Below are 26,080 nucleotides of genomic sequence, written 5' to 3' on the forward strand. Positions count from 1 at the left end.
GTACCTCCGCCTTCGCTCCGGCCATGCGCGGACTGCGGTTAGCCGACGCCGATTTCTCGGCCACCGACTCCGGAGGTGAACTCCTTCCAGCGCCATGGCCCGCCCGCGTCGCGAGCCAGCGGCGGGGTGTCTTCTCCCGCGCCCGCCCGCAGCCCGGAGATCAGGTGCCGGAGTGCGTCGACGGCGGTGAATCGCGGCGTCCAGCCCAGTTCCGCCCGCGCGCGGCCGGTGTCCATGATCGGCAGATGCATCACCCCGTCCAGCAGGTCCGGCGTGGCGGGCAGTGTCCGCGCGTGCCAGCCCAGCGCGAGTGCGGCGCGGATGAGCGCGGGCGGAACCGACACCACCCGGGCGTCGAAGACCGCGGCCAGCCAGGAGCGATCGATCACCGGTTCCGCGGCCAGGTTGAACGGTCCACGGGCGTCGGTCGCGATCGCGAGCGCGTACGCGCGGCCGACGTCGGCGCTGTGCACCGCCTGGAACCGCAGGCCTCGCGGAATCGGCAGGATCGGAGGGAGGCCGGGCCGCATCAGGCGATTCGGCAACAACGGACCGGCGAACAGACGCCGCTGCTGACTGGCGGTGTCTCTGCGGAAGATGAACGCCGGGCGCATGCGAACCACGCGGCGATCCGGGTTCTCGGCCTCGAACCGATCCAGCAGCCGTTCGACGTAGGCCTTCTCCCGCATGTACGCGGCCGGCGGCCAGCCGTCGGTCGGCCAGCTCTCCGGCACCGGCTCGTCGCTCTGGCACGGGGAGTACGCGCCGACCGAAGAGGCGTAGACCAGAGCGGGAACCTGGGCCGCGGCGACAGCGCGCAGCACGCGTTCGGTGCCGCCGACGTTCGCGCGCCACGTCACCATGGGCTGGTGGGTGGGCTGGAACAGCCAAGCCAGATGCACCACCACGTCGGCGCCGTGGAAATGGGACTCCAGGTCGTCGGTTCGCACATCCGCGCGCACCCACTCCACACCCGCGCGAGGTTTGCCCGGCACGCGGCGCGCGATCCCCACGATCGAACTGACGCCCGCTTCGGCCGACAGTGTCTCCAGCACGCTCGTTCCTACGTTTCCGGTGGCACCGACCACGACGACGCGCATATCTGCTCCTTGGCTCGGCGACGAGGTTCGACAGCGACTTACCCAGGATGTGGGCGACGACACCCAGTTGGGGTGAATCGGATTCCGCTCGGCCCGGCCGGGTAACCGCCGAGTGTGGTTGGTCCGAAGGCGTGGCCGGGACCGCGTCACGACAGGCCGCTGCGCATGTCCACATCCACCAACCCAGGAGAAACCCATGGAACGCGGAAACAGTAAGCACGGTCCGCTGCGCGACGACGAAATGGTTCACGAGCTGCAGGGCACCTTGCGCGGCAACCGGTCGAGCAGGGCGGAGGAATGGCACGACCCCGAACCTCCGGCAGACGATGACACGCTGATCAACGAACAGGTGCAACGTACCGAACGTCGCCGGCAGTAGGTCGCGCCCCGGCGTACCGAGAATCGGTGCCGGGAAGCCACGATTCCCGGTGACTGTCGAATTCCCGGTGACGATCGAACAGCATGACCGTCGAAGAGCGCGGCGGACGGGAGCCCACTCGAGCTCCCGTCCGCCGCTCATCCGAAAATCACATATTCGATTGCGCGAGACGGTTGGCCAGGAGTTCCTTACCCATGCGGCCGCCCTTGCGGCTGTCGGCCTGCGCCTTGCGGAAGAACTCCACCAGCTCGGTGTCTCCGGCACGTTCCGCGTCCTGGATGAACGTGTCCAGACGCAGTGCGTTCTCGAGGGACGCCTCGACGAACCAGATCAGGTTGTAGTCCTTGTCCCTGGTGCCGGTGATGGTGCCCGTTTCCTGCTGCTTGGTCATCTCCACTCCTTTCGCTTCGTCGCCGAGCTCAGTCCCGTCCGAGCGCGTGCGCCAGCTCCTTCTTCGTCATCTTCGAGCGGCCTTCGACATTGCGCTGCTTGGCCTCGTTGTACAGCTGGTCGCGTGTCGGCCCTTGGGCGCCGCTGTGCGAACGCCGGCCGCCGCGCCGCTGTGGGGACGTGTCGTCGGTCGAGGTCTTGCTCGCGGTCTTGGACTGCCCGGACTGGGCGCGGTTCTTGTTGACCGTGCGAGCGGCGATCTCCTTCGCGCGTCCGGTGCCCGCGCCCCGGGATTGCGCCGAATCCTTGATGTGCTCGTACTGTCGTTCCTGCTTGTCGGTCCAAGCCTTCGGCATGTCATCACCTCCTGTATGTGCGGTCTACCCCGGGAATCTCCGCGCAATCCGGAACGGGCCCGGCTCGTGTGCCGGGCCCGGCCACACGGAGCTTCCGTGAGCGCGACCCGTGTGGATGTGATGACCGGCGGCCGGGGTCAGCAGGTACTGGGCGCCGGCTCGCCGCGAACCCGGCCCTGCAGCCACGGCAGCACCGAGGGCGCGCCGAGTACCGCCGCGGTCAGATGCTCCACGTCGGGCACGCGCACTGTCTGCACGGGTACTCCGGCCGCGCACCAATGGCGGTTGGTGTTGTCGATGGCGTCGATCGGAATCAGCGTGTCGCTCGGTGAATGCCATTCGAAAATCGGCATTTCCGGGGCCCTCGGGTAGAGCTCCACACTGTTCTCCTCGACCACTGCCCACGCGGCGGGCGTGTCGAAGACCGAGGTGGAGGTCACGTAGTCGCGCGCGCTCCCGTTCATGCCCGCGGCGAGGATGTCGTTGGTGCAACTGTTGGCCATCTCGTCGCGCAGTGCCAGGCCGCGCTCGTTGAGCGACCGGCTGGTCGGCACCTCGTCCGGGTATTCCCGTTCCAAACCGATCGCCGTCGCCATGGCCAGGCCGAACGCCGGATGCGGTTCGAAACCCAGCGCTTTGGCCATCGTCACCAGGTTCATCGGGGCGCCGCCGATGGCCGCGCCCGCGAGCCGCAGATCGGGCGCATAGGTCGGTTGCAGCGCGGCCGCCCATGCCGTGGCGAGACCGCCGCCGGAGTAGCCGGTCATCACCGTCGGGCTGTTCTGCAGCCCGAGTTCGGGTACCTGTTTCGCCGCGCGGATGCCGTCCAACGTGATCTGGCCGCCCAAACGCCCGGCGCCGAGCGCGAACTGCGGTCCGAGATGATCCGGTAGCGCGACACTCCAGCCCTGCGCCAGCAGGACGTTCAACATCGGTGTCGTCAGCGACAGGTTCATGTCGTTGGTGTAGAGCAGGTGCGACACCGCGCAGTGTGTGCCGAGCGAATTGATGAAGTGCTGATACGACAGCAGCGGCATACCGGGCCGCTGGCCGATCGGGGTGAGGATCGTCGTCGTCGCCGAGATCGGCGCACCCCGCGAATTGGTGGACCGGAACTCGACCAACCGGACAGTCGCGCCGGGGAAGAGTGCCAGTGGCGGCAACACCCGCACGTCGAGTATGTCGCCGGGGCGGTGTGCCGCCAGATCGGTCGGTGCGGCGTAGAAGGGGTCCGGATCTGGGTGCGGATAGAGCGGTTCCGCGGTTGCCGCCGTCCCGAGCAGGAGAGTGAGTGCCATTCCGCCGACCGCGCCGAGGACACGGGCGGAACCGACGCGTGCACTGCGGAGAGAACGAAGAAGCGGACGAGTCACGACCTTGACCTCCAGGGGTAGTTCCGCGCATTCGCCGAACAGTGGTCTGCCTCAGCTTGCCTTCGTCGGCAAACTATCAGCAACATTGAGCGGTGAGTTCGGAATGCGTGAAAAACGTACTGGCCTGGAACACAACTGGGGAGACTGTCATACCTTCGGCGAGGTATCGTGATTTGCAGCAACTAGCCAGCCACTAACGGGTGTCCCCTTGTGTCCGAAGGGGAGACCGCACACCCACGCCGGGATCCGATCCGCCGTGGCGGCCGTGTCCGGCGGTGCCCGTTCGATGTGCCGCTTCGCGATCGAATGCATCCCGACCAGGGGTTGCGATGTGCGGCGAGCACGGCTTGGCTGGATCACATACACAGCGACGAGGTACAGGGCGAAGGAAGGAGCGGTCATGTCCAAAACAGCAACCGAGAAGGTCCGCGAAGCCGGGTCCGAAGTGCCGGAGACGGCACGTTCCGCGCCGGACGCGAAGACCGAATCGCCGACCGGCTCCGAGGCCGCGACCACCGAGCGCGGCGGGATGCGGGTCCCGATTCCGACGCTGGGAATGCGGATGGCGCGAGTTCCGCTGCCACCCGGGCCGCGCACCGTGGCGACCGGGGTTTCATCGGCGACTACGGCGGTGCGCAACCGGGTACCCGATCGGGAGTCGTTGCTCTATTTCGGTGGACTCGGGGCGGCGGCGGTCACCGGATTGGTGTCGTGGCCGGTCGCCGGAGCGATCGGCGTCGGCGTCTGGGTGGCCGAGCATGCCCGTCGTTCGCCGGTTGCCGCGGGAGACGGGGCCGAAGGATGACCTGATCGATACCGACTCGGGATCCGGCTGCTGTGCGAGCGTGACGAAATCGTGGCGCCTCAGCCGCGCCAGCTGTCGAGGACGCGCTCGACGGTGGGCCGGATACGGGCCCTGGCTTCCGCGCGGGGGACGCCGGTCATCAGGAGGTGGTCGTAGTCGGTGTCGCGGTGGCGAACCGAGGCGATGACGGCGAGGGTGAGGGCCTCGCGGGACAGGAGTTTTGCGGCGGCGGTGCGGCCTACGCGGCCGCTGCCGCGGACAGCGGCGTGTTCGGCGATCTCGGCGGCGCGATCGGCGGGGCAGCCGGGGAACAGGCGCCGGATCTCGTCGGTCATCCGGGCGCGGTATTCGACATCCTGGACGTCGCGGCGCACACGGTCGCGGTCGCGCCGGCGGGAACGGGCCTCCTCGTCGGCCAGGCATTGCTGTTCGGCGCGGGTGAGAGCATCCTCCTCGACGAGTATGCCGAGCCGCTCGTAGCGCTTGCGCCGCCGGTTGAAGCGGACCACCACGGCGGCGAGGGTGCTCTCCTTCTTGGCGCGTCGGCTCAAAGCAGCATTCCCGGCGGGCAGGAATTCCAGATGGTCGAGGTCGGAGCAGGTAAGGCACAGCGGACCGGCCGCGGAGGTGATCAGATACGGGCCGGTCTCGGCGCATTCCGCGCACGTCCACGGCTCCACGGCCGCGACCACCGTCAGATCCGGGGCCTGGTTCTGGCGTCGGACGACCTGCTCGCGTCGCGCCGGGGTGAGTTCCGGCGAGAGCCAATGCACCCGGAACACCGCGTCCTCGCCGTCGTCGGCGAACCGTAGCTCCTCGCGATCGCGCCCGCTGGACAGATACGCCGCGGTGCTCGCGGTGAGCCCCTGCTCGCGGGCCCACTCGCCCAGTAGTTCCGCCGCTTCGGACATCCGCCGCCCGTCCACCGCCGCGACCTGCTCCAGCGACCGCACCTGCCCCTGCCGCCAGCGATCGACCTGACCGGATCGCACCCACCCCAGAACGGCGAACACATCGACCGCCGACACGTATTTGCGTTGGACCAGCGCCGCTTCGGCGGCCTCGACCACGCGCCGACGCAGCTTGGACACGGAGTCGAACCCTAGCGCACGCCACGGCGGATGGTGGCAGGGGCGTTCCTCTGTCTCGCTTGTGGTTCGGTGAACCTCGTGGTCAGGTGACTGTTCGGATCGGTAGCGTGCGGGGGCCGCGCATCGAGATCGATTCCCGGTAGGGCGGAGCATCGTCGATCAGTTGGAAATCGGGCATGCGGCGCATGAGTTGGATGAACAGCACCTCGGCTTGGAGTCTGGCCAGCGGTGCGCCGACGCAGAAGTGCGGTCCGTGGCTGAAGGCGAGATGGCGCGGTGTCGGATGGTTGCCCGCGAATCGCAGCACGTCCAGGGTGTCGGGGTCGGCGAATGCCGCGGGGTCCCGGTTGGCCGAACCGACGAGCAGGATCAGACCGGTGCCGCGTGGCAGTGTCTTCCCGGCGAACTCGACGTCGCGCAAGGCCACGCGGGTCGGGAACGGTACCGGAGTGTCGAAGCGAAGGAACTCTTCGACCGCGAGCCGGCTCGAGTCGGGATCGTCCCGGAGGATGGCGCGCTGGTCGGGGTGGCGCGCGAGGGCCAGCACGCCGCTCGCGATGAGATTCATCGTGGTTTCGTGCCCGGCGATGAGCAGCAGCACAGCCATGTCGACGAGGTCCGCGAGCGGTAGGGGTGTCTCGGTCGCGAGTTTCGTGAGCAGGTCGGTGCCGGGCTCGGCGCGTCGGCGCGTGATGAGGTCGGCGAAGTACTCACCGAAAGCCTGCACGGCATCGGCGCGGGCATGCTTGTCGTCGTCGGACAGCAGTGCGTCGGGGTCCAAGCCTCGGCTTATCGCGGACGTCCACACGCCGAACCGGGCATGGTCGGCCGGCGGGATGCCGAGCATCGTGCAGATCGTCGTCAGCGGCAGCAGGTAGGCGATGTCGGTGACGAAGTCGATTTCTCCGGCCGCCGCGGCACGGTCGAGCAGGGTGATCGCCGTGTGGGTGATCTGGTCGCGCAGTCGGGCGATCGCGCGGGGAGTGAAGGATGGCGCCACCATCGCGCGCAGTCGCGTGTGTTCGGGCGGGTCCATCAATAGGAACGAACCGGGAAGCGTTCGTGGGTCGACGCCGGGCCGGAACGGGTTGATCCCGGAGAAGTAGCCGTGTCCGAATGCCGGGTCGCCGAAGATCGCGTCGCAGTCGGCGTAGTGCGGCACGAGATAGATACCGGGCCGGAATTCGTGCAGTCGGCCCGCCGCCCGCAACGACCGGTAGGCCGGGGCCGGGTCGGCACGAAGTTCGGGGGAGAACGGGTCGAGGGTGTCGGTCATCGCGTGGCCCCTTCGACCGGCCGGAAGCGGGTCGGCAGCGCCGAGAGGCCGCGGACGACGAGATTCGGCTTGTACGGCGGTGTGTCGGTCAGTGGCTCGAGGACGGCGACCCGCCGTATGAGGGTTTCGAGCAGGATCCGCATCTCCAGCAGCGCCAGTGGCGCGCCGAGGCAGTAGTGGATGCCCAGGCTGAACGCCAAGTGACGCGGCGGCGGTGTCGACCGATCGTGATAGCGGGTGACGTCGAGCCGGTCGGGGTCATCGAAGACCCGCTCGTCGCGATTGCCCGAGTTGATCAGCACGACCACGCCGTCACCGGGCTGGAAATCCGCACCTGCCACCGTCATCGGTCGGGTCGCGGACCTCGTCGTCAACTGCACCGGCGGCTCGTAGCGCAGCAGCTCCTCGACCGCGCTGGGAATGAGGTCCGGATCGTCGCGCAGCAGTGCGAGCTGGCCGGGGTTGCGCATGAGCGCGAGCAGACCGCTGCCGATCAGGTTGACCGTGGTCTCGTGCCCGGCGACCACCGTGGTGACGCAGGTGCTGAGCAACTCCGTCTCGGTCAGCACGTCACCGCGGTCTTCGACAGCGCCGAGCGCGCTGAGCAGGTCGTCGCGCGGATCCGCGCGCCTTTGGTCGATCACGTGACGGAAGAAGGCCATGAACTCACGGGAGGCGGTGCTGCGGGCCTCGTGCGCTTCGGGCGTCATCAGCGGGTCCGGGTCGAAGCCGCGGGCGAGGTCCTGCGACCAGCGCAGCACATCGGGATGGGCCGATGCGGGAACGCCCACGAGTTCGCAGACGATCGACAGGGGCAAGGGGTAGGCGATGTGCTCGATGAGGTCGAACTCGCCCATCCGCAGAGCGTTCGTCACCAGATCGTCGACGAGCTGCTCGATTCGCGGCCGCAGTCCCGAAACCATGTGGGGGGTGAAGGCTTTCGAGACGAGAGTGCGCAACCGCGTATGGTCCGGCGGATCCATCCAGAGGAACGAGGTCGGCATCTCCTCCGCGGCGCTGTCGGCGGGCACGCTGGGATGCATTTGCGCGGCCTCGTCCGCGTGGCTCCACGCGGTATTCTGCAGCACCGCGGCGCAGTCGGCGTAGCGCGTGAGCAGCCGCAACCCAAGCGGTGTCTGGTGCACCGGGCCGGCGGCGCGCAGTTCGCGCGTCGGGGTGTACGGGTCGTGCCTGCCTTCGGGCAAGAACAGTCTCGCCAATGGACTCGACTCGACCGCGGACCCTTCTGCTGAATTCACGTCGGAAGTGCAACAGCGGGTCATGGCGACATTGTGAATTATTTGTGAATTGCCCTCGATAATAGCTGTGTTCGATGGCGTGATAGCGCATCCCGTTCCGGCACAGTGTTATCGGTTGATAGGAGCGTCCGATATCGGTGGGAATACACGACTGTGCCGTCGACGATTCAGTGGGTGAATTCCGATTCGCCGCACGCCGTCGTTCTCGGCGCAGGCATCGCAGGTCTGCTCACCGCCATCGTGCTCACCGAGCATTTCCCCCGGGTCACCGTGCTCGAGCGCGACGTTCTGGTCGGCAGCGAGCCGCGCAGGGGAGTCCCGCAGGCCAGGCATCTGCACGGATTGATGGAGGGCGGGCGCGCCATCATCGAAACGCTCTGCCCCGGACTGACCGACGAGATCGTGGCGGCCGGTGCGCCGACCACGGAGGTGCTGGCCGGCTCGCGCTGGTATCTGAGCGGCCTGCGTGCCGCGCCGACCGATACCGGCCTGGTCACCTTGCTCGCCAGCCGCCCGCTGCTCGAGTCCGGGTTACGCCGCCGAGCGGCCGCGCTCCCCGGGCTGACAGTGCGGGAAAGTATGGCCGCCACCGGCCTTGTCGCCGAGGCGGGACGGGTCACCGGAGTGCTGGTGAGCGAGTGCGGCGGCCCCGCCGAGGCCATGGCCGCCGACCTCGTCGTCGACTGCACCGGGCGGGCGTCGCGCGCACCCGAGTGGCTGCGGGCGATCGGCGCGCGGGCACCCGAACAGGACAGCGTGGTCGTCGACCTGGGCTATTCGTCGCGTACCTACCGGCGTAAACCCGAACATCTGGAAGGTCAGCTCGGCGTGGTCGTCTCGACGATGCCGGGCCGGCGTGGCGGCGGCGCGATCGTCGTCGAGGGCGATAAATGGCACGTGACGCTGGGAGGGATGCTGGGAGATCACCCACCCACCGATCACGACGGCTTCACCGCGTTCGCCGCGACTCTGCCCGTTCCCGACATCCATTCCATCGTGACCGACGCCGAACCGTTGAGCGACCCGGTGCCGCACAGATTCCGCGGTTCGGTCCGGAGGTACTTCGAGCGAATCGCGAAGCATCCGGACGGATTCCTCGCGCTCGGCGATTCGCTGTGCAGTTTCAACCCCCTCTACGCGCAGGGCATGACCGTCGCGGCGCAGCAAGCGCTCGCGCTGCGCGCGTGCCTGCGAAACGGCACCGCGGCATTACCCGCACGGTTCTACGCCCATGCGGCGCGCTACGTCGACGTAGCGTGGCGGATGTCCACCGGCGCCGACTTGAACCACCCCGGTGTGGCTGGGCAGCGCACCGCGCGAATCCGAGTGCTGAATTCCTACCTGGCGCGTGCGCACCGTGCCGCGCACGTCGACCCGGCTGTCGCCCGCACGTTCATGCGGGTCGCCAATCTCGTCGATCCGCCCGAGACATTGCTGAAGCCCGGGACCGTCGCACGAATATTGTGGCAAGGTCGCGGCGCGGTGCCGCGACCACCGCACGATCAGCTACCGGATCCGCGGCCCGGTTCGCAGTCCGAGCGGTAACCGCACCTCCTCCCGGCGACCGGCGTGCTCGCCGGGTCGGTCGGCGTGGCGACCGATTCGGAGGTCGCGGTCCGGATCGCGGCCTGCGACCGCCGGTCGTGTCCGCCGGTCGTGTCCGCCCTACCGCGAGGCCGGAGGTGAACCGGTCGATCCGGCCGCGGCACGGGTTGCCACCAGTTCGGACCACCGAGCGCAGGATCGGCGTGCTCGCGTACACAAAGGTGTTTACTAGGGAGCGGTTCGGTTCGTGCACCCTTCGATCGCGGTTGGTGGTGTGTATGCCGGTGTGGCGTCTTCGCGAGTTTCACGATGATGATCTGGATCAAGTGATCCGGATCTGGGAGCAGAGCCGTGTCGGTACTGCGGGTGAGCCGGTGTTCGCGTTGGCGGAGGTTTTGGCGGCCGTGCGGGCGGGGCAACCGGCGGTGGTGGCCGAGGTCGGCGAAGAGCTGGTGGGCGTGGCGGTCGCGCAGATCCAGGGCGAGCGTGCGTGGGTGCTGTTGGTGGCGCTGGGTGCGCAGTGGCGTCGGCGGGGCATCGGCAGTGCGTTGCTGACCGAGCTGGAGCGGCGGCTGCGCTCGACCGGGGTGCGCCGGATCTGCGCTCTCGTTCCCGAGGGTGCCACCGGGTCGGTCGCGTTCGAGAATTCCGGCTATGCGCGCAGGACCGGTCTGATCTTCTACGAATTGCTGGAACCGTTGCCGCCGGCGCAGTCCGGTTTGCTGACCGAGCTGGGCGGGCGGCTGTTACCACCCGGGTTGTGGCAGTCGATGGCGGGCATGGACCGGGAGAAAGAGGTCATCGAACGGCGGATCGTGCTGCCGCTGGCGCATCCGGATGTCGCCGAACGTTATCGAGTCAGGCCACCGAAGAGCGTGATCTTGTTCGGACCGCCTGGCACGGGAAAGACCAGTTTCGCGAAAGCGGTCGCCTCCCGGCTGGGCTGGCCGTTCGTGGAGTTGTTCCCGTCTCGGCTGGCCGCGACGGCCAGGGGTGGTCTCGCCGCGTCTCTGCGTGAGGTGTTCGCGGACTTGGCCGACCTCGACGAACTGCTGCTGTTCATCGACGAGGTCGAGGAGATCGCCGGTGTGCGCGAGGGGACGGCGACCAGCCCGGCGCATGGAGTGACGAACGAGTTGCTCAAACTTATTCCGGTGTTCCGAGAGGACTACAGCCGGTTGCTGGTCTGCGCGACCAACTCGGTCCGTTCGTTGGATTCGGCGTTCCTGCGGCCGGGCCGGTTCGACTACGTGATCCCGATCGGGCCGCCCGACGAGCCGGCGCGCAACGCGATCTGGCGGCGGTACCTGGGCCCGGCAGCCGAGACCATCGACATCGACCGGCTGGTCCGCGCCACCGTGCACTTCACCCCTGCGGATATCGAGTACGCGGCCCGCGCCGGCGCGCAGTCGGCGTTCGAACGCGCGATACGCGAGGAAACGAGTGAACCCGCCGACCTCGAGGACTATCTGGCCGCCGTCGCCAACACCCGCCAGACGCTGACACCGCAGATCCTGACCGCGTTCGAGCAGGACCAGGCGGACTACACCCGGCTGTGAGACCCGGCCATTACGGCAGCGGGCAATCCCTGGAGGTGCAGTTGTGAGCCGGGCGATCTGGGGCGGGAGGTGGGCATGCGGGTTACGCTGGATGAGTGAATGCCCTGCAGCGGCTGCTGCTCGGGTCGGGGCGGTTGCCAGAGGATCTGCGTGCGTCGCTGGTCGCGTCCGGCGATGTCGTGTTCTTGGCGGAGGGTCTGACCGGTTCGGTCACCCGTCGCGTTGTCCGATCATCCGGTCGTCTCGTGGAATGGGAGCGGCAGGCGGTCTCCGGTGCGATCGCGGTTACCACCGACCGACGAGTGGTGGTGTGGGCGGGCCGGTTCAAACACATCGATGTGCCGGTGACGCATCCGCGTTGGGCGACAATCGAGTTCAGCATCGACCGACCGGACCGAGTGTGCTTCACCTACGACCTCGCGGTGATCGATCAGGGGCAGTCGGGACGGGCGGACGTGCGATTGAAAACGTCGCAGGTGACGCGACTCGCTCGGTTGGTCACGCGACCGATGTGAGGCCATCGAGCGGTCGCCCGGCATGGTGACTCGGCGAATATTCGGCTGTTCGCGCGGCGACCTGGCTGTATATCGGCCACACCTGCGGAATCGCTACGAAAGAGTGTCCTATCACCCGATCGAATGTCGAAATGCAACCGGTTGCCGTCGGGTGGCGTTCATCGGGCGCTGGTCGAATAGCGGGGCAACGTTCGCAGGGAGGAAAAGCCATGACCAGCATCGACACTCACGCCAACGGAACCGTGGCGTCCCGTGTCACCGAACTGACCACGGTTTTCGAGCGGGGACTTCGCGAGAACCTAGGAGTCGGCGCGTCTCTGGGCATTCGACTGGAGACGGCGGGTGACGGCTACACCCGGTACTACCTCGATCCGAACCCGGCCACGATCAACGCGATGTTCACCGTGCACGGCGGTGTGCTGGCCACCTTGATGGACACGGCGATGGGTAGCGCGGTCTTCACGAAACTCGGCGACGGCGTGGCCTATACGACTCTGGAGCTGAAGCTGAACTTCATCCGGTCGGTGACGCTGGACGGTTCCCGGCTGACGTGCGAGGCCAACGCGGTGCACGTCGGGCGGCGAACCGCGACGGCGGAGGGCCGGATCACCGACGCGAACGGCAAGCTGATCGCGCACGGTTCGACGACCATCCTGGTGTTGCAGCCCGAACACTGAGTACAGCGGGCGGCCCGGCTCCCGGAACACGATCGGGAGCCGGGCCGTCCGGTGTGGAGGCTCAGATCCGGCGGCGAGTGCGGCCCGGACCGTATGGTTTCGGCGCCTGAGGTGTAGATGTTCAGCCGAGTGGAAGCGCGGCGCGGTCGGTCCAGCGATACTGGCGGCCGTCGCGGCGCAGCTCGACAAGGTCGATCTTGCTCACACTCACGGTGACCGGTGGTAGGTCGCGCAACGCGGCGACCTCGGCGATCAGCGCCGCGGAGTCCTGAGGTCGGTTGATGTAGCCGATCCCGAGGTGTGGCCGGAGTTCGGTGGTCTCGGCCAGGCGACTCGTCGGCCGGTGCACGGCGGTCGCTGCACGCAGCGCGCGGTGCAGCGTGAGCAAGTTGTTCCACGGGGTGACCGAGAACCTCAGTGCGCTGCGTGATCCGGTCAGCGGCCCGATCTCGACGTCGAATGGTGCGATGTCGGCCAGCCGTGACCGTGCGGCGTCAGCGATGCCGGTGAGCTGTTCGCTGGAGACGTCGCCGACTTTGCCGACGCTCAGCAGTGTGATGTGCAGAGCGTCGAGGGGGACCGGGTCGATCCCGTCGTCGGCGAGACTCTTCTGGCACTGCTCCGCGAGATCGGTCAGCGCAGGTGCATCGAACGTGAGGTACCAGTAGTAGCCCGACTGGCCGGGCGCCCAGGCCTTCAGGGTCCAGTGGTCGTGCAGGTTCCGGAGTTGGCGGAACGCCGTCCAATCGTTGGTACGGATAGCTGACGGGTCGGACGTCGATGCGGGCTGCGGCAACGGGAATGGGCGCTTGGCGGGGACCACGCCGCTGAGTGTACGGATTGCGGGAGACCGAGCACCTGGTCAAGGTGATCGACCGCGCGGTCTACACCCACAGCGACGAGTTGGTGCGTTTCATCGGCGAGTGCCGATTCCTGCCTGTGGACCGAACACCAACGGCCCGGCTCCCGGAACAGGAGCCGGGCCGCGCGCTGTCGAAGCTCAGGCCAGTGAGCGGCATTCGTCGATGAAGCGCACCAGTTCGTCGAGACGGTCGCTGCGGGCGTCCACTGCGCGGTCGATGACCTTGACCAGGTGCTCGTAGGCCTCGGTGTGGTCGTAGGAAGCCACGTCGGCGATCTTCAGCGCCCACCGCCAGTAGCCGCGCATGGTGTCGGCCAAGGGCATGCGGAAGGTCGCGATGACCTCGCGGATCGGCTCCACGGTCGCGTCGCCGTGCACTCGCAGGTAGCGGCCGACGACGTCGGCCATGAAACTGAAGTGCCGGGCCTCGTCGCGGGACAACCGCGCCAGCACCTCCCCGAGCACCGGGTCGTCGACCACGTCGCGCAAGTGCTGGTAGTACATCTGCGTCGCCTTCTCCTGCACCAGCGCGTACGCGAAGAACTGCACAGGATGCCGGTAGGGCAGGTCGAACGGTTTCTGCCCCTCGATCGCCAGCTCGGCGCGCAGGGCGCCGCGCTCGGCCATCCCGGACGCCACCTGGTAGCGGCTCAGCGCGCGTGCGTGGGTGTCCTCCTCCAGCGCCCAGCGGACGGTGAAGTGGTAGAGCTCGCGGTTGTGTACGAACGCGTCCCGATCCACCGTGTCGTCCACGGGGAAATAGCGGTGGTAGACGTCGAAGTAGCCGGGCAGGTGGTCCTCGATGAGGGTGACGAACCCGACCGCCGACCGCTGGCCCTCGGTGAGCCTGCCCGCGTCCGCGCGGGACCAGTCGACGGCGGTCTCCACGTCCCAGGCCCGCGTGGCGGGGGAGGCCGCGAGGAACCCGTCGACAGCGGCGACCAGTTCGTCGACCGGAATCGGCGCCGATTCGATATTCATCTGTTGCTCCTGCGGATCAGCGGGCGTTACGGCAGGTCAGCGCGTAATGCTTGGTGGTGTAACCCCATCCGGCGTTCGCGATCTCCAGGTAGTGCCGCAGCTTCGCGGCCAAGCCGGGCCCGTGCGCGTCGATGCGTTCGGCGGCGGCGTCGACGCCTGCGATCCAGTCGTCGATGGTGCGGCGGTAGTGCTCGGTGAGGTCGTCCACCGCGATGATGGAGAATCCCGCGTCCTCGGCGGCGGTCACCAGGTCGGAGAGCGGACGCAGATCGCCCCACCCGAAGATGTCCGCGCGCACGAATTCCGTGCCGGCCTTGGCGTCGAACGCCGTGCGTGCGGCCGCGTTGCGGAAGCAGCTCTCCGACACATACAGCGTGCCGCCGCGGCGCAGCACCCCGGCGGCGCGGCGGAAGACCGCGCCGAGATCGGGCATGTGCACGATCGAGCCGAGCAGCGTCACGGCGTCGAAGCCGCGCGCGGGCAGGTCCAGCCGCTCGAAATGGCCGACCCGGGTGTGCACCCGATCCGCGAGGCCGCGGGCGCGCGCCTGCTCGGCGATGTAGTCGTGCTGACGCGGCGCCGGGCTGATCCCCGTCGTGTCGCAGCCGAATTCCGCCGCCATGAACAGGATCAGCGAGCCCCAGCCGCAGCCCACGTCCAGCAGGCGCTCCCCGCCGGTCAGCCCGAGACGGTCGGCCACGAAACGCAGTTTGCGCCGCTGCGCCTGCTCGAGGGTGTCGGACTCGGATTCGTAGAGCGCCGAACTGTATTTGCGCAGCGGGTCGAGGAACTGGCCGAAGATGTCGGGGTCGAGGTCGTAGTGCTGGTTGGTGTCGGCGGTGACCGGCTGGTCGGTGACGGTCACGCCGCCGCCTCGCGCAGCGCCTTGCCGACCGCCGTGACGACATCGTTCAACGAGGACAGGCCGAACACGTCCTGGTCCTCGAGCTCGATGTCGTAGGTGCGCTCGATCTTGGCGACCATGCGCAGCACGCGCACCGAATCGACGCCGGCCATGCCGCGCAGGTCCAGGTCGGGGCGCAGCTCGGCCTCGGGGATCCCGGTCTCGGCGGTGGCGATGCCGGTGACCGTGCGCAGGATGTCGTCGGTGGTGTGGGTGGTCGTCATGACGTGACTCCGTTCGGTGCGAGCGCGGTGCCGATGGACAGCGCGTGGGAGAGCGCGGCGACATCGTCGTCGCCGAGGGTGAGCTGATGGCGCACGTCGTCGAGCGCGAACGGCTGGTAGGCCGCGGTGGAGCTGGCGCACACCAGGCCGTCGGCGTCGCGGATCTCCGCCGACGTCTGGATCGGGCGGTCCGCTTCACCGCCGGAAAGCATTGCGACGCAGTGGTATTCGCGTCCGACGAGCAGGGGAGTGAGGAATCGGGTGCGCTGCGTGACGGTGAACGCCGGGTGGTGGCGAGCCAGGACGATGAGGTTGCCCATCACCTCGTCGCAGATCACGCCGATCAACCCGCCGTGCACCACACCCGGGTAGGACTCGAACTCGCGCCCGAGCCGGAACCGGGCTTGCAGCCCGTCCGGATGCGGGGTGAACCGCAGGCGCAGGCCGGTCGTGTTGTGCGGCGAGCAGCCGAAGCAGTGGTAATCCGGGATCACCGACCAGGGCACCCGGACGGTGTCCATCCCGCCGTGCTCGGTGTCCTCGAAGGCGCTGTCGCGGTCCACGGCGCTAGGCGATCGCGTCGGCCAGGGCCCGGCGAACCTTGGCGTTGCTGGACAGGTCGAGTCCGGTCATGTTGCCGAAGGTGCGCCGGACCTTGTCGTGCAGGACATCCAGCTCGCCCTCGGCGGCGACCTGCTCGAGGAACAGGTCGAAGCCGGTGTCGATGGTCTCGTGGTCGCCGAGTTCGCTGATCCCGGCCTTGAACGTGCTGACCGGGTGCTTGATCTTGGCCTCGGAGCTGTACACGTACAGGGTCTCCAGCACCGACGGCAGTTCCTCGGGTCGCCGTCGCAGCCGTTCGGTGGCGTAGTGGATGAACTCGCGCGCGTGACCCGCCTCGTCACGACTGGCGTTGAGCAGCAATCCCTTCAGCACGGGTTCGGCGACCCAGCTCGCCACCGCCCGATAGATGTGGTTGACGGTGAGCTCGGAGATGATGTTGGTGGCCAAGGTCGCCGAGGGGGTGGTGCCCGGCGAGTACGGCTCGCGCATCGAATCGACGGCCTTGTCGTCCACGCTCTCGCCGAGCGCGCTCAGCCAGGAGCGGAACGCGTAGTGGTGCTGGACTTCCTGATAGCCCCATACCACCGCGAATGTGGAGAAGTCGTAGTCGTCGACGAACTCGTTGAGGAATCCGTGCACCGCGGCGATCACGTTGGATTCGCCCATCGTCGCGCTCTTGGCCAGGGTGATGTACTCGGGGCGGACCAGGGACTTGTCGACGGCGTCGAGATCGAGGTCGGCCAGCTTCCAATGCAGGCGCTCGTAGTGGCGGAAGACGTCATAGCTGTGCACGAAAGGCTCCGGTTCGGTCGGGATTACCTGCGGTGGGTGATGAGATCGCGGGCGGCGAGCCGCTGGAGCTTGCCGCTGCTGGTACGGGGGATGCTGCGCGGTTCGACCAGGTGCACCTGGACTGCGGCCAGGCCGAGTTCGGCGGCGATCCGGGCGCGGATCGCCTCGGTCAGCGCGTCGGCGTCGGCCCCGGTGTGTTCGGATTCGGCGATCAGCGCGATCACGTCCGCGTCGTCCGGGTCGATCGCCGCCGTGCACCGGCCCTTGTACACGCCGTCGAGGTCATGCACGGCCGCCTCGACGTCCTGGGCGTAGTAGTTCACGCCACGCACCGTGATCATGTCCTTGCATCGGCCGGTGACGAAAAGCTCGCCGTCCCGCAGGTAGCCGAGGTCGCCGGTGCGCAGCCAGCCGCCGGTGAACAGGCCGGCCACTCGTGCGGGTTCGGCGGTGAGGTAGCCGTCGGTGACCGCGTCGCCGCGAATGAGGATTTCGCCGACTTCGCCGTCGGGCAGGTCGCGGTCCTCGTCGGGGGCGACGACGCGCAACCGCATCCGCGACACCGGCGAGCCCACTCCGGCGACCGGCCGGGCGCCCGATGCGTCCGATGGAACGGGTCGGGCGACTGCGTCATCCGACAGCGCGGCGCGATCCACCCACTCGAAGACGGGCGCGCGGCCCAGCGGCGGGAAGGTGACGGCGAGGGTTGCCTCGGCCATGCCGTAGACGCCGAACATCGTCTCCGGGCGGAATCCCGCGGGAGCGAAACGCTCGCAGAACGCGACGACGACGTCCCGGGAGATCGGTTCCGACCCGTTGAACGCGATCCGCCAGCGGCTCAGGTCGTAGTCGGGCACCCGCTCGGCGGGCACCGCGGCCAGCAGCGCCTCGTAACCGAAATTCGGCATCGCGGTGATGGTGGCTGCGCCGGCGGCGAACTCGGCGAGCCAGCGGGCCGGATCCTTGACGAACGACAGCGGAGACCACACGTGTGCGGGAATGCCGCGCAGGATCGCCGAGAGCGTGCCGAACAGGCCCATGTCGTGGAACAGCGGAAGCCAGAAGCCGCCCTGATCGTCCAGGGTCAGGTCGATGCCGGTGCGGATCGATGCCAGGCCGCTGAGGACGTTGTGATGCGTCAGGCGAACGCCTTTGGGCGTCGCGGTGCTGCCGGAGGTGAACTGGATGACGGCGGGATCGTCGCCCGTCAGCGCGGGAAGAGCCTCCGCCGCGGCGGCGTCGTCGGCGGCGTCGGCGGCGGCGGCGAAAAGAACTGTGGTATCGACCAACTCGACGTTGAGCGAGTCGCCCAGCAGAGCCGTCAGGTCGGCGAAGCGGTGCGACACCAGCACCGTGCGCATGCCCGCCGCCGCGATGATGGCGGCCAGCTTCTGCGGGTAGCCACTCGCCGCCCGCGCGCCGGCGGGCAGTGGAAGGGGAGTGGCGGCGCCGCCCGCCGCGGTCACACCGAACAGGCAGGTGAGGAACTCGGGAGCGTTCGGGCTCAGAATGCCCACCGGTTCGCCGCGCCGCACCTCGCGCCGGAGCAGGGCCGCCGCCGCGACCAGCGACCGCCGGTGCAGTTCGGCGTAGTTCACGGTTTCGGACACCGACCAGAACCTGGCGGCCACCGCGGGATGGGCGGCGGCGATCTCGGCGAGGCGGTCGTGCAGGGTGACGGCCGATTCCGCGGAATTCATGTCTGCCACGGAAACAGCGAATTGTGACGGTGCATTGAACTCATTGTGAATTGACGTCGGCGATAAACAAGCACGATCATCCGATCGCACTGCGCGATAAGGTATTTCGGCTATGGTCCGATAGGAACGGGCGATCGTCGCCGCACCCGGCCGGTCCCGCGCAGCACGATGGACGAGAAATTTCTTCCGCGTCCCGGAATTGTCCGCAGCGATCCGGCGGATGTCATCCTTTTCCGCGCCGCGTCCATTTCTACCCAGGAGTCGCCGGTGAGTTCCGACCATTCCGCGGTCGAGGAAATGACCTCGGTTCAGCTGGCGGTTGTCGAGAGCATAGCTCCGCATACGCGGCACGATCCGTACCGCAGCTACGAGGTGCTGCGCGCGGCCGGCCCGTTCGTGCCCGGCCCGCACGGCACCCACCTGGTGACCCGCCATCACGAGGCGCAGGCGATCATGCAGGACTCGCGCTGGAGCCACGCCGAGGAACCGGATCTGCTGCACGGCGACAGCGAGGTCGAACTGCCCGGCTCCTTTCTCTGGATGGAGCCGCCGGAGCACACCCGCTTGCGCGGACTGGTGAGCAAGGCGTTCACCGCGCGCACCGTCAGCGGTATGCGCGAGCGCGCCGAGCGGCTGGTCGACGACCTGATGGCGAAGATGCTCGCCGAGCGCGACGTCGACCTGCTCGAGGCATTGGCCTATCCGCTGCCGCTGACCATGGTGTGCGAACTGCTCGGCGTGCCGCCCGAGGCGCACGGGCACGTGCGCTCGATCTCCGCGGCCATCGCGCGCGGCCTCGACCCCGATGTGTTGCTGTCGAAACCGGAGTTGGACGCGCGCACCGCCGCCGTGCACGCCTTCGGCGAATTCTTCGGCGACCTGGTCGAACAGCGCCGCCGCGCCCCGCGCGCCGACTTGATCACCGCGCTGGTGCAGGCCGACGACGCGGGCGCCCGGCTGACGCGCACCGAATTGCTCGGCACGCTGCTGATCCTCGTCGTCGCCGGGCACGAAACCACGGTGAACCTGATCGGCAACGGTGTGCTGGCGCTCATCCGCGACCCGGAGCAGTTCGAGCGGTTGCGCGGCTTCCCCGAGCTGTCCGAGCCCGCGGTGGACGAGGTGTTGCGCTACGACGCCCCGGTGCATCTGACCACACGCACCGCGCACGACGAGATCACCGTGTCGGGAAAGACTTTCGCGCCGGGCGAGGCGGTGATCGTGCTGCTGGCGTCGGCCAACCGCGATCCGGCGGCGTTCCCGCGGGCCGACGAGTTCGACATCGCGCGGTATGCGCAGGGTCGAAAGGCCGAGCGGCACTTGTCCTTCGGGCTCGGCCTGCACTACTGCCTCGGCGCGCCACTGGCCCGGCTGGAGATGGGCGTGGTGCTGCGGGCGATCGCGGGCCGGGTGGCGGCGCTGTCCCTGCTCGAGGAACCGCTGTACCGGCCGAACGTGGTGGTGCGCGGCATGTCCCAATTGCGTGTCCGGATGGAGGCCAGATGAACACCGTTACGCCCGCCGATGTGACCTTCGATGCTTTCGATCCGAGCGAGCGCGCCGACCCGTACCCGGCCTACCGGCGGGTACGGGACGCGGCGGCGCTGTTCCCGTACGCGTTCGGCGACGTGCCGGTCACCTTGGTCACCCGCTACGAGGAGTGCGCCGCGATCCTCACCGGCGCCGACTGGGGGCACGGCTACGCGGCGGGCATCAGTCCGTTCCGCGACACCACGGCGGCGATTCCCGGTTCCTTCGTCCGCATGGACCCGCCCGAGCACGGCCGCTACCGCAAGCTGGTCGCGAAGGCGTTCACGCCGCGGCTGATGGCCGAGATGGTCCCGGTCGCGGGGCAGGTCGTGCGGGAGATCGTGGACGCGGCTCTCGTCCGCGGCGAACTCGACGTGCTCGACGATCTGGCGGTGCCGCTGGCGGTGGCGATGGTGCCGGTCCGGCTGCTCGGCGCCGACCCGGCCGACGGACCGAAGTTCCGGGAGTGGCAGCTGGCCATCGCGCGGGGCAGTGACCCCGACTCGCTGCTCGGGCCACGGGACGTGGCGGCCCGCACCGCCGCGGCGGTGGAGTGCATGGGCTACTTCGCCCGGCTGGTCCAGCGGAAGAAGGAGCACCCGACACCGGATCTGTTGAGCGCACTGGTCGCCGCGAGCGCGGACGGCGACCAGCTCACCGAGCCGGAGGTGATCGGCATGGCCCTGCTCACCCTGGTGGCGGGGATGGAGACCTCGATCAATCTCATCGGCAACGGCATGCTCGCGCTGCTGCGCAACCCGGACCAGCTCGACCTGCTGCGCAACCGGCCCGAGCTGATCGCGCCCGCGCTGGACGAGATGCTCCGCTACGACGCGCCCACCCAATTCACCATTCGCGTCGCGCTGGCCGACACCGTGGTCGGCGAACACCAGTTCCGCCGGGGCGACGGAGTCGTGGTGCTCACCGCGTCGGCCAGCCGGGACGACCGGGTGTATCCGGACGCCGACCGCTTCGACGTCACCCGCTACGCCGGAAACCACCCCGCGCGCAAGCATCTCGGCTTCAGCCTCGGCATTCACTACTGCGTGGGCGCACCGCTGGCGCGGATCGAGGCCGAGGCCGCGATCGGCGAGCTGCTCGCCCGGGCGCCGCGGCTCGCGCCGGCGTCCGAGGTGATCGAGTACCGGCCGAGCCTGATCCACCGCGGCATCGTGTCGCTGCCGGTGACGTTGTGAACGGGACACCGCACGCGGTCGTGCTAGGTGCCGGCGTCGCCGGGCTGCTGGCGGCACGCGTACTGGCCGAACACTTCGCGCGGGTCACGGTGTTCGAGCGGGACGGTTTCGACGCCGAGGGCATGCGCAAAGGCGTTCCGCAGGCGCGGCACCTGCACGGCCTGCTGGATCGCGGCCGCACCATCATCGAGGAATTGTTGCCCGGATTCACCGACGAGATGACCGCGCGCGGCGCCACCCGGGCCGAAGCCCTGGTCGGAACCAGATGGTATGTGGGCGGGTTGCGGGCCGCGCCGGCCGCGACCGGGCTCACGTCGCTGATCGCGACCCGGCCGCTGCTGGAATCCGTGTTGCGGCAGCGTGTTTCGGAGCTGCCCCAGGCGCGGCTCGTGGCGGGAACCGCGCGCGGCTTGATCGGTGACCGGCACGGCGTGCGCGCGGTGTCGGTGTCCGGTGCTGCCGGCGTCGAGACGCACGCCACCGACCTCGTGGTCGACGCGACCGGCCGCGGCTCGCGGGCGTCGGTGTGGCTCACCGCGCTCGGCGCCGAGCCACCCAGCGAAGAGCGGCTCGAGGTGGATCTGGGTTACGCCTCGCGGTTCTACCGGCGCATCGAAGGCCAGCTCGACGGGCACGCGTCGGTGATCATCTCGACCGGAGCGAACGGCCGCGGCGGCGGTGCGGTGCGGGTGGAAAACGACCGCTGGCACGTGACGCTGGCCGGCATCCTCGGCGACCATCCGCCCACCGACCCCGGCGGCTTCTCCCGTTTCGCCGCCTCGCTCGCCGCGCCGGACATCCTCGATCTGATCACCCGGTCCGAACCGCTCGGCGACGCGGTGCCCCATCGCTTCCGCGCTCCGGTACGCAGGGGTTACCGGCATCGTGCCGAGGTGCCCCGTGGCTTCCTGCTGCTCGGCGACGCGCTGTGCAGCTTCAACCCGCTCTACGCCCAGGGCATGGCGGTCGCAGCGCAGCAGGCGCTGGCGTTACGCGTGTGTCTGCGTGCCGGCGGACCGACGCCCGATCTCCCCGCGCGGTTCTACGCGGCGGCGGACAAGGCGCTCGACGTCGCCTGGCAGCTGGCGGCGGGAGCGGATCTCGCGCATCCGGATGTGGTGGGGCCGCGCACGGTGCGCACGCGGCTCACCAACGCGTATGTGGCCCGCGTGCACCGCGCCGCGCACGTCGACCCGCGAGTGTCCCGGACCTTCCTGCGGGTGGCGAATCTGGTCGAACCGCCCGCGGCACTAGTGCATCCCGCGATAGCGGGACGAGTACTGCTGCGCGGCCGCACCCGTGCGGCCGCACCGAACATTCTTCCCACCGGTCCCGGACCCCTGCGCGCACCGGGTTCGTCGCCGGACCCGCGGCTGTCCATCCCTTCCGATCGCTGACCCACTTCGACTACCGGCAGCACCGACCGGCGTCGGTGCTCCGCACAGGAGGAACTACTCGACATGGACTCGTCAACCGCGGGTGCGGCTGTCGCGGAACCGGATTCCGCCGTCCAGACCGCCCTTATCCAGCTCTTCGGTCCCGAAGGCAGGCCGGATCCCTACCGCCCGGCCCGGGTGTTGCGCGAGGCGGGCCGGCTGCACCAGACCCCCTTGGGCCACTACGTGCTCACCCGCTACGAGGACTGCGCGGCGGTCCTGTCGACCACCGCGTGGAGCCACGCGGAGGAGGCGGCGATGATGCATCCGACGGTATCGCCGGACGACGCGCCCGAGGAACTGCCCACCTCGTTCCTGTGGATGGAGCCGCCGGACCACACCCGCCTGCGCAACCTGGTGACCAAGGGCTTCACCCCGCGCATGGTGACCAGGCTTCGTCCGCGGATCCTGGAACTCACCGAGCAACTGGTCGACCAGGCCTTGGAGGCAGGGGAATTCGACCTCGTCGAGATGATCGCCTACCCGTTGCCGCTGATCATCGCGTGTGAGCTGATCGGCGTGCCACCGGAGGCCTACGACCAGGTCCACCAGTGGTCGCAGGACCTGGCGCGCGGCTTCGACCACGACTACACGCTGCCCGAGGAGGCGCTGAAGGCGCGCAGCGCGGCCTCGCGCGGCTTCATGGGCTACTTCCGCCAGCTGCTGAACGAGCGCCGTCGTGACCCGAAGGACGACCTGCTCAGTGTGCTGTCCCAGGTCGAGGATCGCGGGGACGTGCTCACCGAACAGGAGTTGCTCGCCACCTGCATCACCACGTTCGTGGCCGGGCACGAGACCACGGCCAACCTGATCGGCACCGGTTCGTTGCAGTTGATGCGCAACCCCGAGGCGATCGACACGTTGCGCAAGCGACCGGAACTGGTCGCGACGGCACCCGACGAACTCTTGCGCCTGGAACCGTCGGTCCAGGTCACCACGCGTGCCGCGACCCGCCCGATCACGCTGGCCGGTCACGACTTCGAGCCGGGCGAAGGCGTGGTGGTGCTGATCAATTCGGCCAACCGCGACGACGCGGCCTACGCCGATGCCGATCGCATCGACGTCGCCCGGTACTCCGATCCGATGAACCCGGCCAAGAAGCACCTCGGCTTCAGCCTGGGCATCCACTACTGCCTCGGCGCGCCGCTGGCGTTGCTGGAGATGGAAGTGCTGCTGGAGGTGCTGTTGCGGAAGGTCCGCGACATCGAGTTGCTGTCGGACACGCCGCCGTACAAGCCGAATGTCGTGATCCGCGGGCTGGAGGCGCTGCCCACCCGCTTCGCAGCCGTGTGAGTCCGTCGCCATCGGGCCGGACGCGGCCCGATGGCAACGGTCAGCTGCCGACCACCTCGATCTTCGCTTCGTCGACCTTGATGTTCTGGTCGGTCGGGTTGCCCTGGGGTTTCACGGTGATGCGCGACGTCTCGATGCCGGCGGACTCGAGTTCGGCCGCGATGTTGTCGCCCCTGGCCTTGGCCACGGATTTGGCGGTGGCGGGGTTCTCGTCCTGGGCATAGGTCGTGATCTCGACCTTGGCGTCGTTTCCTTTCAGCGGGACCGCCGCCACTTTGATGGTGGCGACATCCGCTCCGCTGAGGTCGGAGCTGCCGCTGTCGAAGGTGATCGGCGCGGCGGCCAATGCCGCGTTGATCGCGTCCTGGATCGCCTGCTGCGCGGTGTTCAGGCCCGAGCGCACGGCCGAGGAGGCGGTGGCGGCCAGGCTGCTGCGCAGGGGGTGGGTCTGCTCGGTCGTCGTCGCCGAGGAATTCGAGCCGTCATCGGACCCGCACGCCGCGGTCATGAGCAGTGCGACGGCCACAGCGGCGATTCCGCTGACGCTTGTCCTGGATATCATCTGCCTACTCCTGTTTCGGTGGAGAAATCCCATGTGCGTCATTCGGTGCGATGCGTGGAATAGCCGGGGAACGGGCCCGCACGCATACAACTGTCCAATGGTGCCGGTGCACTCGATCCTTGCACAGGCACGCGGCCCGGAGTGTCGTTTCGCGGGTGCGCACATTTCCCGGTCACGATCAGCGCAATTGTTGCCGGAATGTACGCGAGTCGCCATGCGCGGGGCGTAGCGTCGATTCGGCGAAATGCGTGGTTCGCCTGATCCGGCGATCACCGGCTCGGAACGGGCCGGATATCGAGACGCAGCGGACCACTCGCGCGAATCCGCCCCGTCGCGGCCGGGCGAGCAGAGGAAGTGAAGTGCGGTGCGGTCGGTGAAATTGTCCGTGGCGTTGGCCCGGGAAGTCTCGCTGGCACGGAGCCGGGCAGCGACCGGATGGCTGCGCGGAACGCCGTACGGCCGCACCGTGCGCCGGGTGGCCGAAGGCTTCGCGGAGATCCAGATCGTCGATCGGTCGATGGTCCTCGCCGCGCAGATCTTCACGTCGGTGCTTCCGGTGATCATCGCCGCGTCCGTGTTCAGCGGTTGGCATGCGGCGGCGGACACGATCAACGACCAGCTCGGGTTCGATTCCGGCTCCCTCGGCGCCGGCACCGGCACGACGTCGACCGATCCCACACTGGCCGCGTTCGGTGTGGTCGGTCTGCTCATGGTCGTGCTCGGCGGCACGTCGTTCGCCCGGGCACTGGCTCGCGTCTACGCGGCCGTGTGGAAGGTGCCCGCTCTCGGCCCCCGGGACGCGTGGCGCTGGCTCGCCGCGCTGCTCGCCGTCGCGATCGCGGTGGCGCTGGTCGGGCAGACCAGGGAACTCACACGCATCCGCTATGCGGGTGGGCCGCTCGCCCTGGTCGGTGAGCTGGCCGTCTGGGCTTGCGTCTGGACGGTCGCGCCGTTCCTGCTGACGAAGGGAGCGCTGAGAGGGCGGCTGTCGTGGGTGTCGGGAGTGCTCACCGCGGCCGGTCTGACCGCGATGCACGCGGTGGGGCGGGTGGTCCTGCCGCGGACCACGGCGAACGCCGAAGCGCATTTCGGTCCGCTCGGCCTGGCTTTCACCACGGTCAGTTGGCTTTTCGTCCTGTCGGTGGTGATCGTGGGCGCGGCGTCGGTCGTCGAGGCACTCGCCCTGGACGAGACCGCCCTCGGCGCCTTCCTGCGCGGTCCGCAGCAGAACGGCCTGTGAGCGTCCGCAGACGAAAGTCGTTGCGCACCAGAATTTTTCGCGGATTACCAGTCGATCAGGCCGAGTTCGTGCAGCCTGCGGAAGACCAGCATCGAGCCGGGGGCCACATGGTCCATGGCGGCGTACTCGCTCACGGTGAAGTAACGCAGCTCGGCGACCTCGCTGGTGGGTCGTGGCTCGCCGTCGAGTTCCGCGGTGAAGCACGTCATGTGCAACGGGGTGCCGGGGGCGTGCCCGTACGCCTCGGCGTGGAACACGCCGAGCTCGTCGTAGGCGACGACGCCGACGCCGAGTTCTTCGCGCACCTCGCGGTGCAGTGCGGCCTCGGGCGTCTCGCCGGGGTCGATCTTGCCGCCGGCCATGTAGAAGACGTCCTTGCCGACCGAGCGCGCCTGCAGCAGGCGACGATCCCGGACATGGGCCAGCGCGGCGGTGCGAATCACCGGCCCACTGTACTGAGCGGTCCGAACG

The 26,080-nt window shown here is 68.6% G+C and carries 28 protein-coding genes; 12 read left to right on the top strand and 16 right to left on the bottom strand.

Features of this window, described 5'->3' with window-relative positions:
* Positions 1-38: 38 nt before the first annotated feature.
* Positions 39-1,100, bottom strand: coding sequence for an NAD-dependent epimerase/dehydratase family protein (locus tag ACT89H_RS04640; protein ID WP_445107189.1), 1,062 nt, complete (start codon positions 1,098-1,100; stop codon positions 39-41).
* A 196-nt stretch (positions 1,101-1,296) separates the two neighbouring features.
* Between ACT89H_RS04640 and ACT89H_RS04645 the strand changes: the two genes are divergently transcribed.
* Positions 1,297-1,479: a hypothetical protein gene (locus ACT89H_RS04645; protein WP_445107190.1), complete on the top strand. Its 183-nt coding sequence runs from the start codon at positions 1,297-1,299 to the stop codon at positions 1,477-1,479.
* 148 nt (positions 1,480-1,627) lie between these two features.
* Here ACT89H_RS04645 and ACT89H_RS04650 read toward each other — a convergent pair whose 3' ends face one another.
* The 3 genes from ACT89H_RS04650 to ACT89H_RS04660 all read right to left on the bottom strand — a co-directional run bounded on the left by ACT89H_RS04650 (position 1,628) and on the right by ACT89H_RS04660 (position 3,523).
* A complete protein-coding gene (locus tag ACT89H_RS04650) occupies positions 1,628-1,870 on the bottom strand; it encodes a hypothetical protein (protein ID WP_355076543.1) in 243 nt (80 codons plus the stop codon).
* 28 nt (positions 1,871-1,898) lie between these two features.
* A complete protein-coding gene (locus ACT89H_RS04655) occupies positions 1,899-2,225 on the bottom strand; it encodes a plasmid stabilization protein (protein WP_445107191.1) in 327 nt (108 codons plus the stop codon).
* A 137-nt stretch (positions 2,226-2,362) separates the two neighbouring features.
* On the bottom strand, positions 2,363-3,523 hold the full coding sequence (locus ACT89H_RS04660) for a lipase family protein (RefSeq protein WP_445107192.1): 1,161 nt from the start codon (positions 3,521-3,523) through the stop codon (positions 2,363-2,365).
* A gap of 475 nt (positions 3,524-3,998) precedes the next feature.
* Between ACT89H_RS04660 and ACT89H_RS04665 the strand changes: the two genes are divergently transcribed.
* Positions 3,999-4,403: a hypothetical protein gene (locus ACT89H_RS04665; RefSeq protein ID WP_445107193.1), complete on the top strand. Its 405-nt coding sequence runs from the start codon at positions 3,999-4,001 to the stop codon at positions 4,401-4,403.
* A 59-nt stretch (positions 4,404-4,462) separates the two neighbouring features.
* Here the strand turns inward: ACT89H_RS04665 and ACT89H_RS04670 are convergent, their stop codons facing one another.
* From ACT89H_RS04670 to ACT89H_RS04680, 3 genes are all read right to left on the bottom strand, one after another.
* Positions 4,463-5,494 carry a DUF2293 domain-containing protein gene (locus tag ACT89H_RS04670; protein ID WP_445107194.1) on the bottom strand — a complete coding sequence of 344 codons (1,032 nt, stop codon included), beginning with the start codon at positions 5,492-5,494 and terminating at the stop codon, positions 4,463-4,465.
* Between the two features lie 82 nt (positions 5,495-5,576).
* Positions 5,577-6,770 carry a cytochrome P450 gene (locus tag ACT89H_RS04675; RefSeq protein ID WP_445107195.1) on the bottom strand — a complete coding sequence of 398 codons (1,194 nt, stop codon included), beginning with the start codon at positions 6,768-6,770 and terminating at the stop codon, positions 5,577-5,579.
* Positions 6,767-8,029: a cytochrome P450 gene (locus ACT89H_RS04680; RefSeq protein WP_445107196.1), complete on the bottom strand. Its 1,263-nt coding sequence runs from the start codon at positions 8,027-8,029 to the stop codon at positions 6,767-6,769. The genes ACT89H_RS04675 and ACT89H_RS04680 overlap by 4 nt, the downstream gene beginning before the upstream one ends.
* Positions 8,030-8,203: 174 nt before the next feature.
* Here ACT89H_RS04680 and ACT89H_RS04685 point away from each other — a divergent pair, with 174 nt between their 5' ends.
* The 4 genes from ACT89H_RS04685 (at position 8,204) to ACT89H_RS04700 (ending at position 12,325) form a co-directional block, all read left to right on the top strand.
* Positions 8,204-9,574: an FAD-dependent oxidoreductase gene (locus ACT89H_RS04685; protein ID WP_445107197.1), complete on the top strand. Its 1,371-nt coding sequence runs from the start codon at positions 8,204-8,206 to the stop codon at positions 9,572-9,574.
* 278 nt (positions 9,575-9,852) lie between these two features.
* Positions 9,853-11,133: an ATP-binding protein gene (locus tag ACT89H_RS04690; protein ID WP_445107198.1), complete on the top strand. Its 1,281-nt coding sequence runs from the start codon at positions 9,853-9,855 to the stop codon at positions 11,131-11,133.
* Positions 11,134-11,228: 95 nt separating this feature from the next.
* Positions 11,229-11,648 carry a hypothetical protein gene (locus ACT89H_RS04695; protein WP_445107199.1) on the top strand — a complete coding sequence of 140 codons (420 nt, stop codon included), beginning with the start codon at positions 11,229-11,231 and terminating at the stop codon, positions 11,646-11,648.
* Between the two features lie 209 nt (positions 11,649-11,857).
* Positions 11,858-12,325, top strand: a complete 468-nt coding sequence (locus ACT89H_RS04700; RefSeq protein ID WP_445107200.1) for a PaaI family thioesterase — start codon at positions 11,858-11,860, stop codon at positions 12,323-12,325.
* Positions 12,326-12,446: 121 nt separating this feature from the next.
* Here the strand turns inward: ACT89H_RS04700 and ACT89H_RS04705 are convergent, their stop codons facing one another.
* Entirely contained in the window at positions 12,447-13,148 is a 702-nt protein-coding gene (locus ACT89H_RS04705; RefSeq protein WP_445107201.1) for a 2'-5' RNA ligase family protein, read from the bottom strand.
* Between the two features lie 17 nt (positions 13,149-13,165).
* Here ACT89H_RS04705 and ACT89H_RS04710 point away from each other — a divergent pair, with 17 nt between their 5' ends.
* Positions 13,166-13,354 carry a hypothetical protein gene (locus tag ACT89H_RS04710; protein ID WP_445107202.1) on the top strand — a complete coding sequence of 63 codons (189 nt, stop codon included), beginning with the start codon at positions 13,166-13,168 and terminating at the stop codon, positions 13,352-13,354.
* Here ACT89H_RS04710 and ACT89H_RS04715 read toward each other — a convergent pair.
* Genes ACT89H_RS04715 through ACT89H_RS04740 form a run of 6 tightly spaced genes read right to left on the bottom strand, consistent with a single transcriptional unit; the run spans position 13,326 to position 18,352 of the window.
* On the bottom strand, positions 13,326-14,168 hold the full coding sequence (locus ACT89H_RS04715) for an acyl-ACP desaturase (protein ID WP_445107203.1): 843 nt from the start codon (positions 14,166-14,168) through the stop codon (positions 13,326-13,328). The genes ACT89H_RS04710 and ACT89H_RS04715 overlap by 29 nt on opposite strands.
* A 16-nt stretch (positions 14,169-14,184) precedes the next feature.
* The gene (locus tag ACT89H_RS04720; RefSeq protein ID WP_445107204.1) at positions 14,185-15,033 is read right to left on the bottom strand and encodes an SAM-dependent methyltransferase; all 849 of its coding nucleotides are present in this window, start codon (positions 15,031-15,033) and stop codon (positions 14,185-14,187) included.
* On the bottom strand, positions 15,030-15,296 hold the full coding sequence (locus ACT89H_RS04725; RefSeq protein ID WP_445107205.1) for an acyl carrier protein: 267 nt from the start codon (positions 15,294-15,296) through the stop codon (positions 15,030-15,032). The genes ACT89H_RS04720 and ACT89H_RS04725 overlap by 4 nt, the downstream gene beginning before the upstream one ends.
* Positions 15,293-15,859 (bottom strand): PaaI family thioesterase, encoded by a 567-nt coding sequence (locus ACT89H_RS04730; RefSeq protein ID WP_445107206.1) that lies wholly within the window; start codon positions 15,857-15,859, stop codon positions 15,293-15,295. The genes ACT89H_RS04725 and ACT89H_RS04730 overlap by 4 nt, the downstream gene beginning before the upstream one ends.
* A gap of 4 nt (positions 15,860-15,863) precedes the next feature.
* Positions 15,864-16,652, bottom strand: coding sequence for a ferritin-like domain-containing protein (locus ACT89H_RS04735; RefSeq protein ID WP_445107207.1), 789 nt, complete (start codon positions 16,650-16,652; stop codon positions 15,864-15,866).
* Positions 16,653-16,675: 23 nt separating this feature from the next.
* On the bottom strand, positions 16,676-18,352 hold the full coding sequence (locus tag ACT89H_RS04740) for a fatty acyl-AMP ligase (RefSeq protein ID WP_445107208.1): 1,677 nt from the start codon (positions 18,350-18,352) through the stop codon (positions 16,676-16,678).
* Between the two features lie 267 nt (positions 18,353-18,619).
* Between ACT89H_RS04740 and ACT89H_RS04745 the strand changes: the two genes are divergently transcribed.
* The 4 genes from ACT89H_RS04745 (at position 18,620) to ACT89H_RS04760 (ending at position 23,807) form a co-directional block, all read left to right on the top strand.
* Positions 18,620-19,858 carry a cytochrome P450 gene (locus ACT89H_RS04745; RefSeq protein ID WP_445107209.1) on the top strand — a complete coding sequence of 413 codons (1,239 nt, stop codon included), beginning with the start codon at positions 18,620-18,622 and terminating at the stop codon, positions 19,856-19,858.
* On the top strand, positions 19,855-21,078 hold the full coding sequence (locus ACT89H_RS04750) for a cytochrome P450 (RefSeq protein ID WP_445107210.1): 1,224 nt from the start codon (positions 19,855-19,857) through the stop codon (positions 21,076-21,078). Before ACT89H_RS04745 ends, ACT89H_RS04750 begins: the two co-directional genes overlap by 4 nt.
* Positions 21,075-22,475, top strand: a complete 1,401-nt coding sequence (locus ACT89H_RS04755) for an NAD(P)/FAD-dependent oxidoreductase (RefSeq protein ID WP_445107211.1) — start codon at positions 21,075-21,077, stop codon at positions 22,473-22,475. Before ACT89H_RS04750 ends, ACT89H_RS04755 begins: the two co-directional genes overlap by 4 nt.
* Positions 22,476-22,538: 63 nt before the next feature.
* Positions 22,539-23,807 carry a cytochrome P450 gene (locus ACT89H_RS04760; RefSeq protein WP_445107212.1) on the top strand — a complete coding sequence of 423 codons (1,269 nt, stop codon included), beginning with the start codon at positions 22,539-22,541 and terminating at the stop codon, positions 23,805-23,807.
* Positions 23,808-23,847: 40 nt separating this feature from the next.
* Here the strand turns inward: ACT89H_RS04760 and ACT89H_RS04765 are convergent, their stop codons facing one another.
* A complete protein-coding gene (locus ACT89H_RS04765) occupies positions 23,848-24,369 on the bottom strand; it encodes an OmpA family protein (RefSeq protein ID WP_445107213.1) in 522 nt (173 codons plus the stop codon).
* Positions 24,370-24,733: 364 nt separating this feature from the next.
* Here ACT89H_RS04765 and ACT89H_RS04770 point away from each other — a divergent pair, with 364 nt between their 5' ends.
* The gene (locus tag ACT89H_RS04770; RefSeq protein WP_445107214.1) at positions 24,734-25,609 is read left to right on the top strand and encodes a hypothetical protein; all 876 of its coding nucleotides are present in this window, start codon (positions 24,734-24,736) and stop codon (positions 25,607-25,609) included.
* Between the two features lie 44 nt (positions 25,610-25,653).
* On the opposite strand, the gene ACT89H_RS04775 is transcribed toward ACT89H_RS04770, so the two are convergent.
* Positions 25,654-26,052 (bottom strand): NUDIX hydrolase, encoded by a 399-nt coding sequence (locus ACT89H_RS04775; RefSeq protein WP_445107215.1) that lies wholly within the window; start codon positions 26,050-26,052, stop codon positions 25,654-25,656.
* Positions 26,053-26,080: the final 28 nt, after the last annotated feature.

Source organism: Nocardia aegles (genome assembly GCF_052545135.1).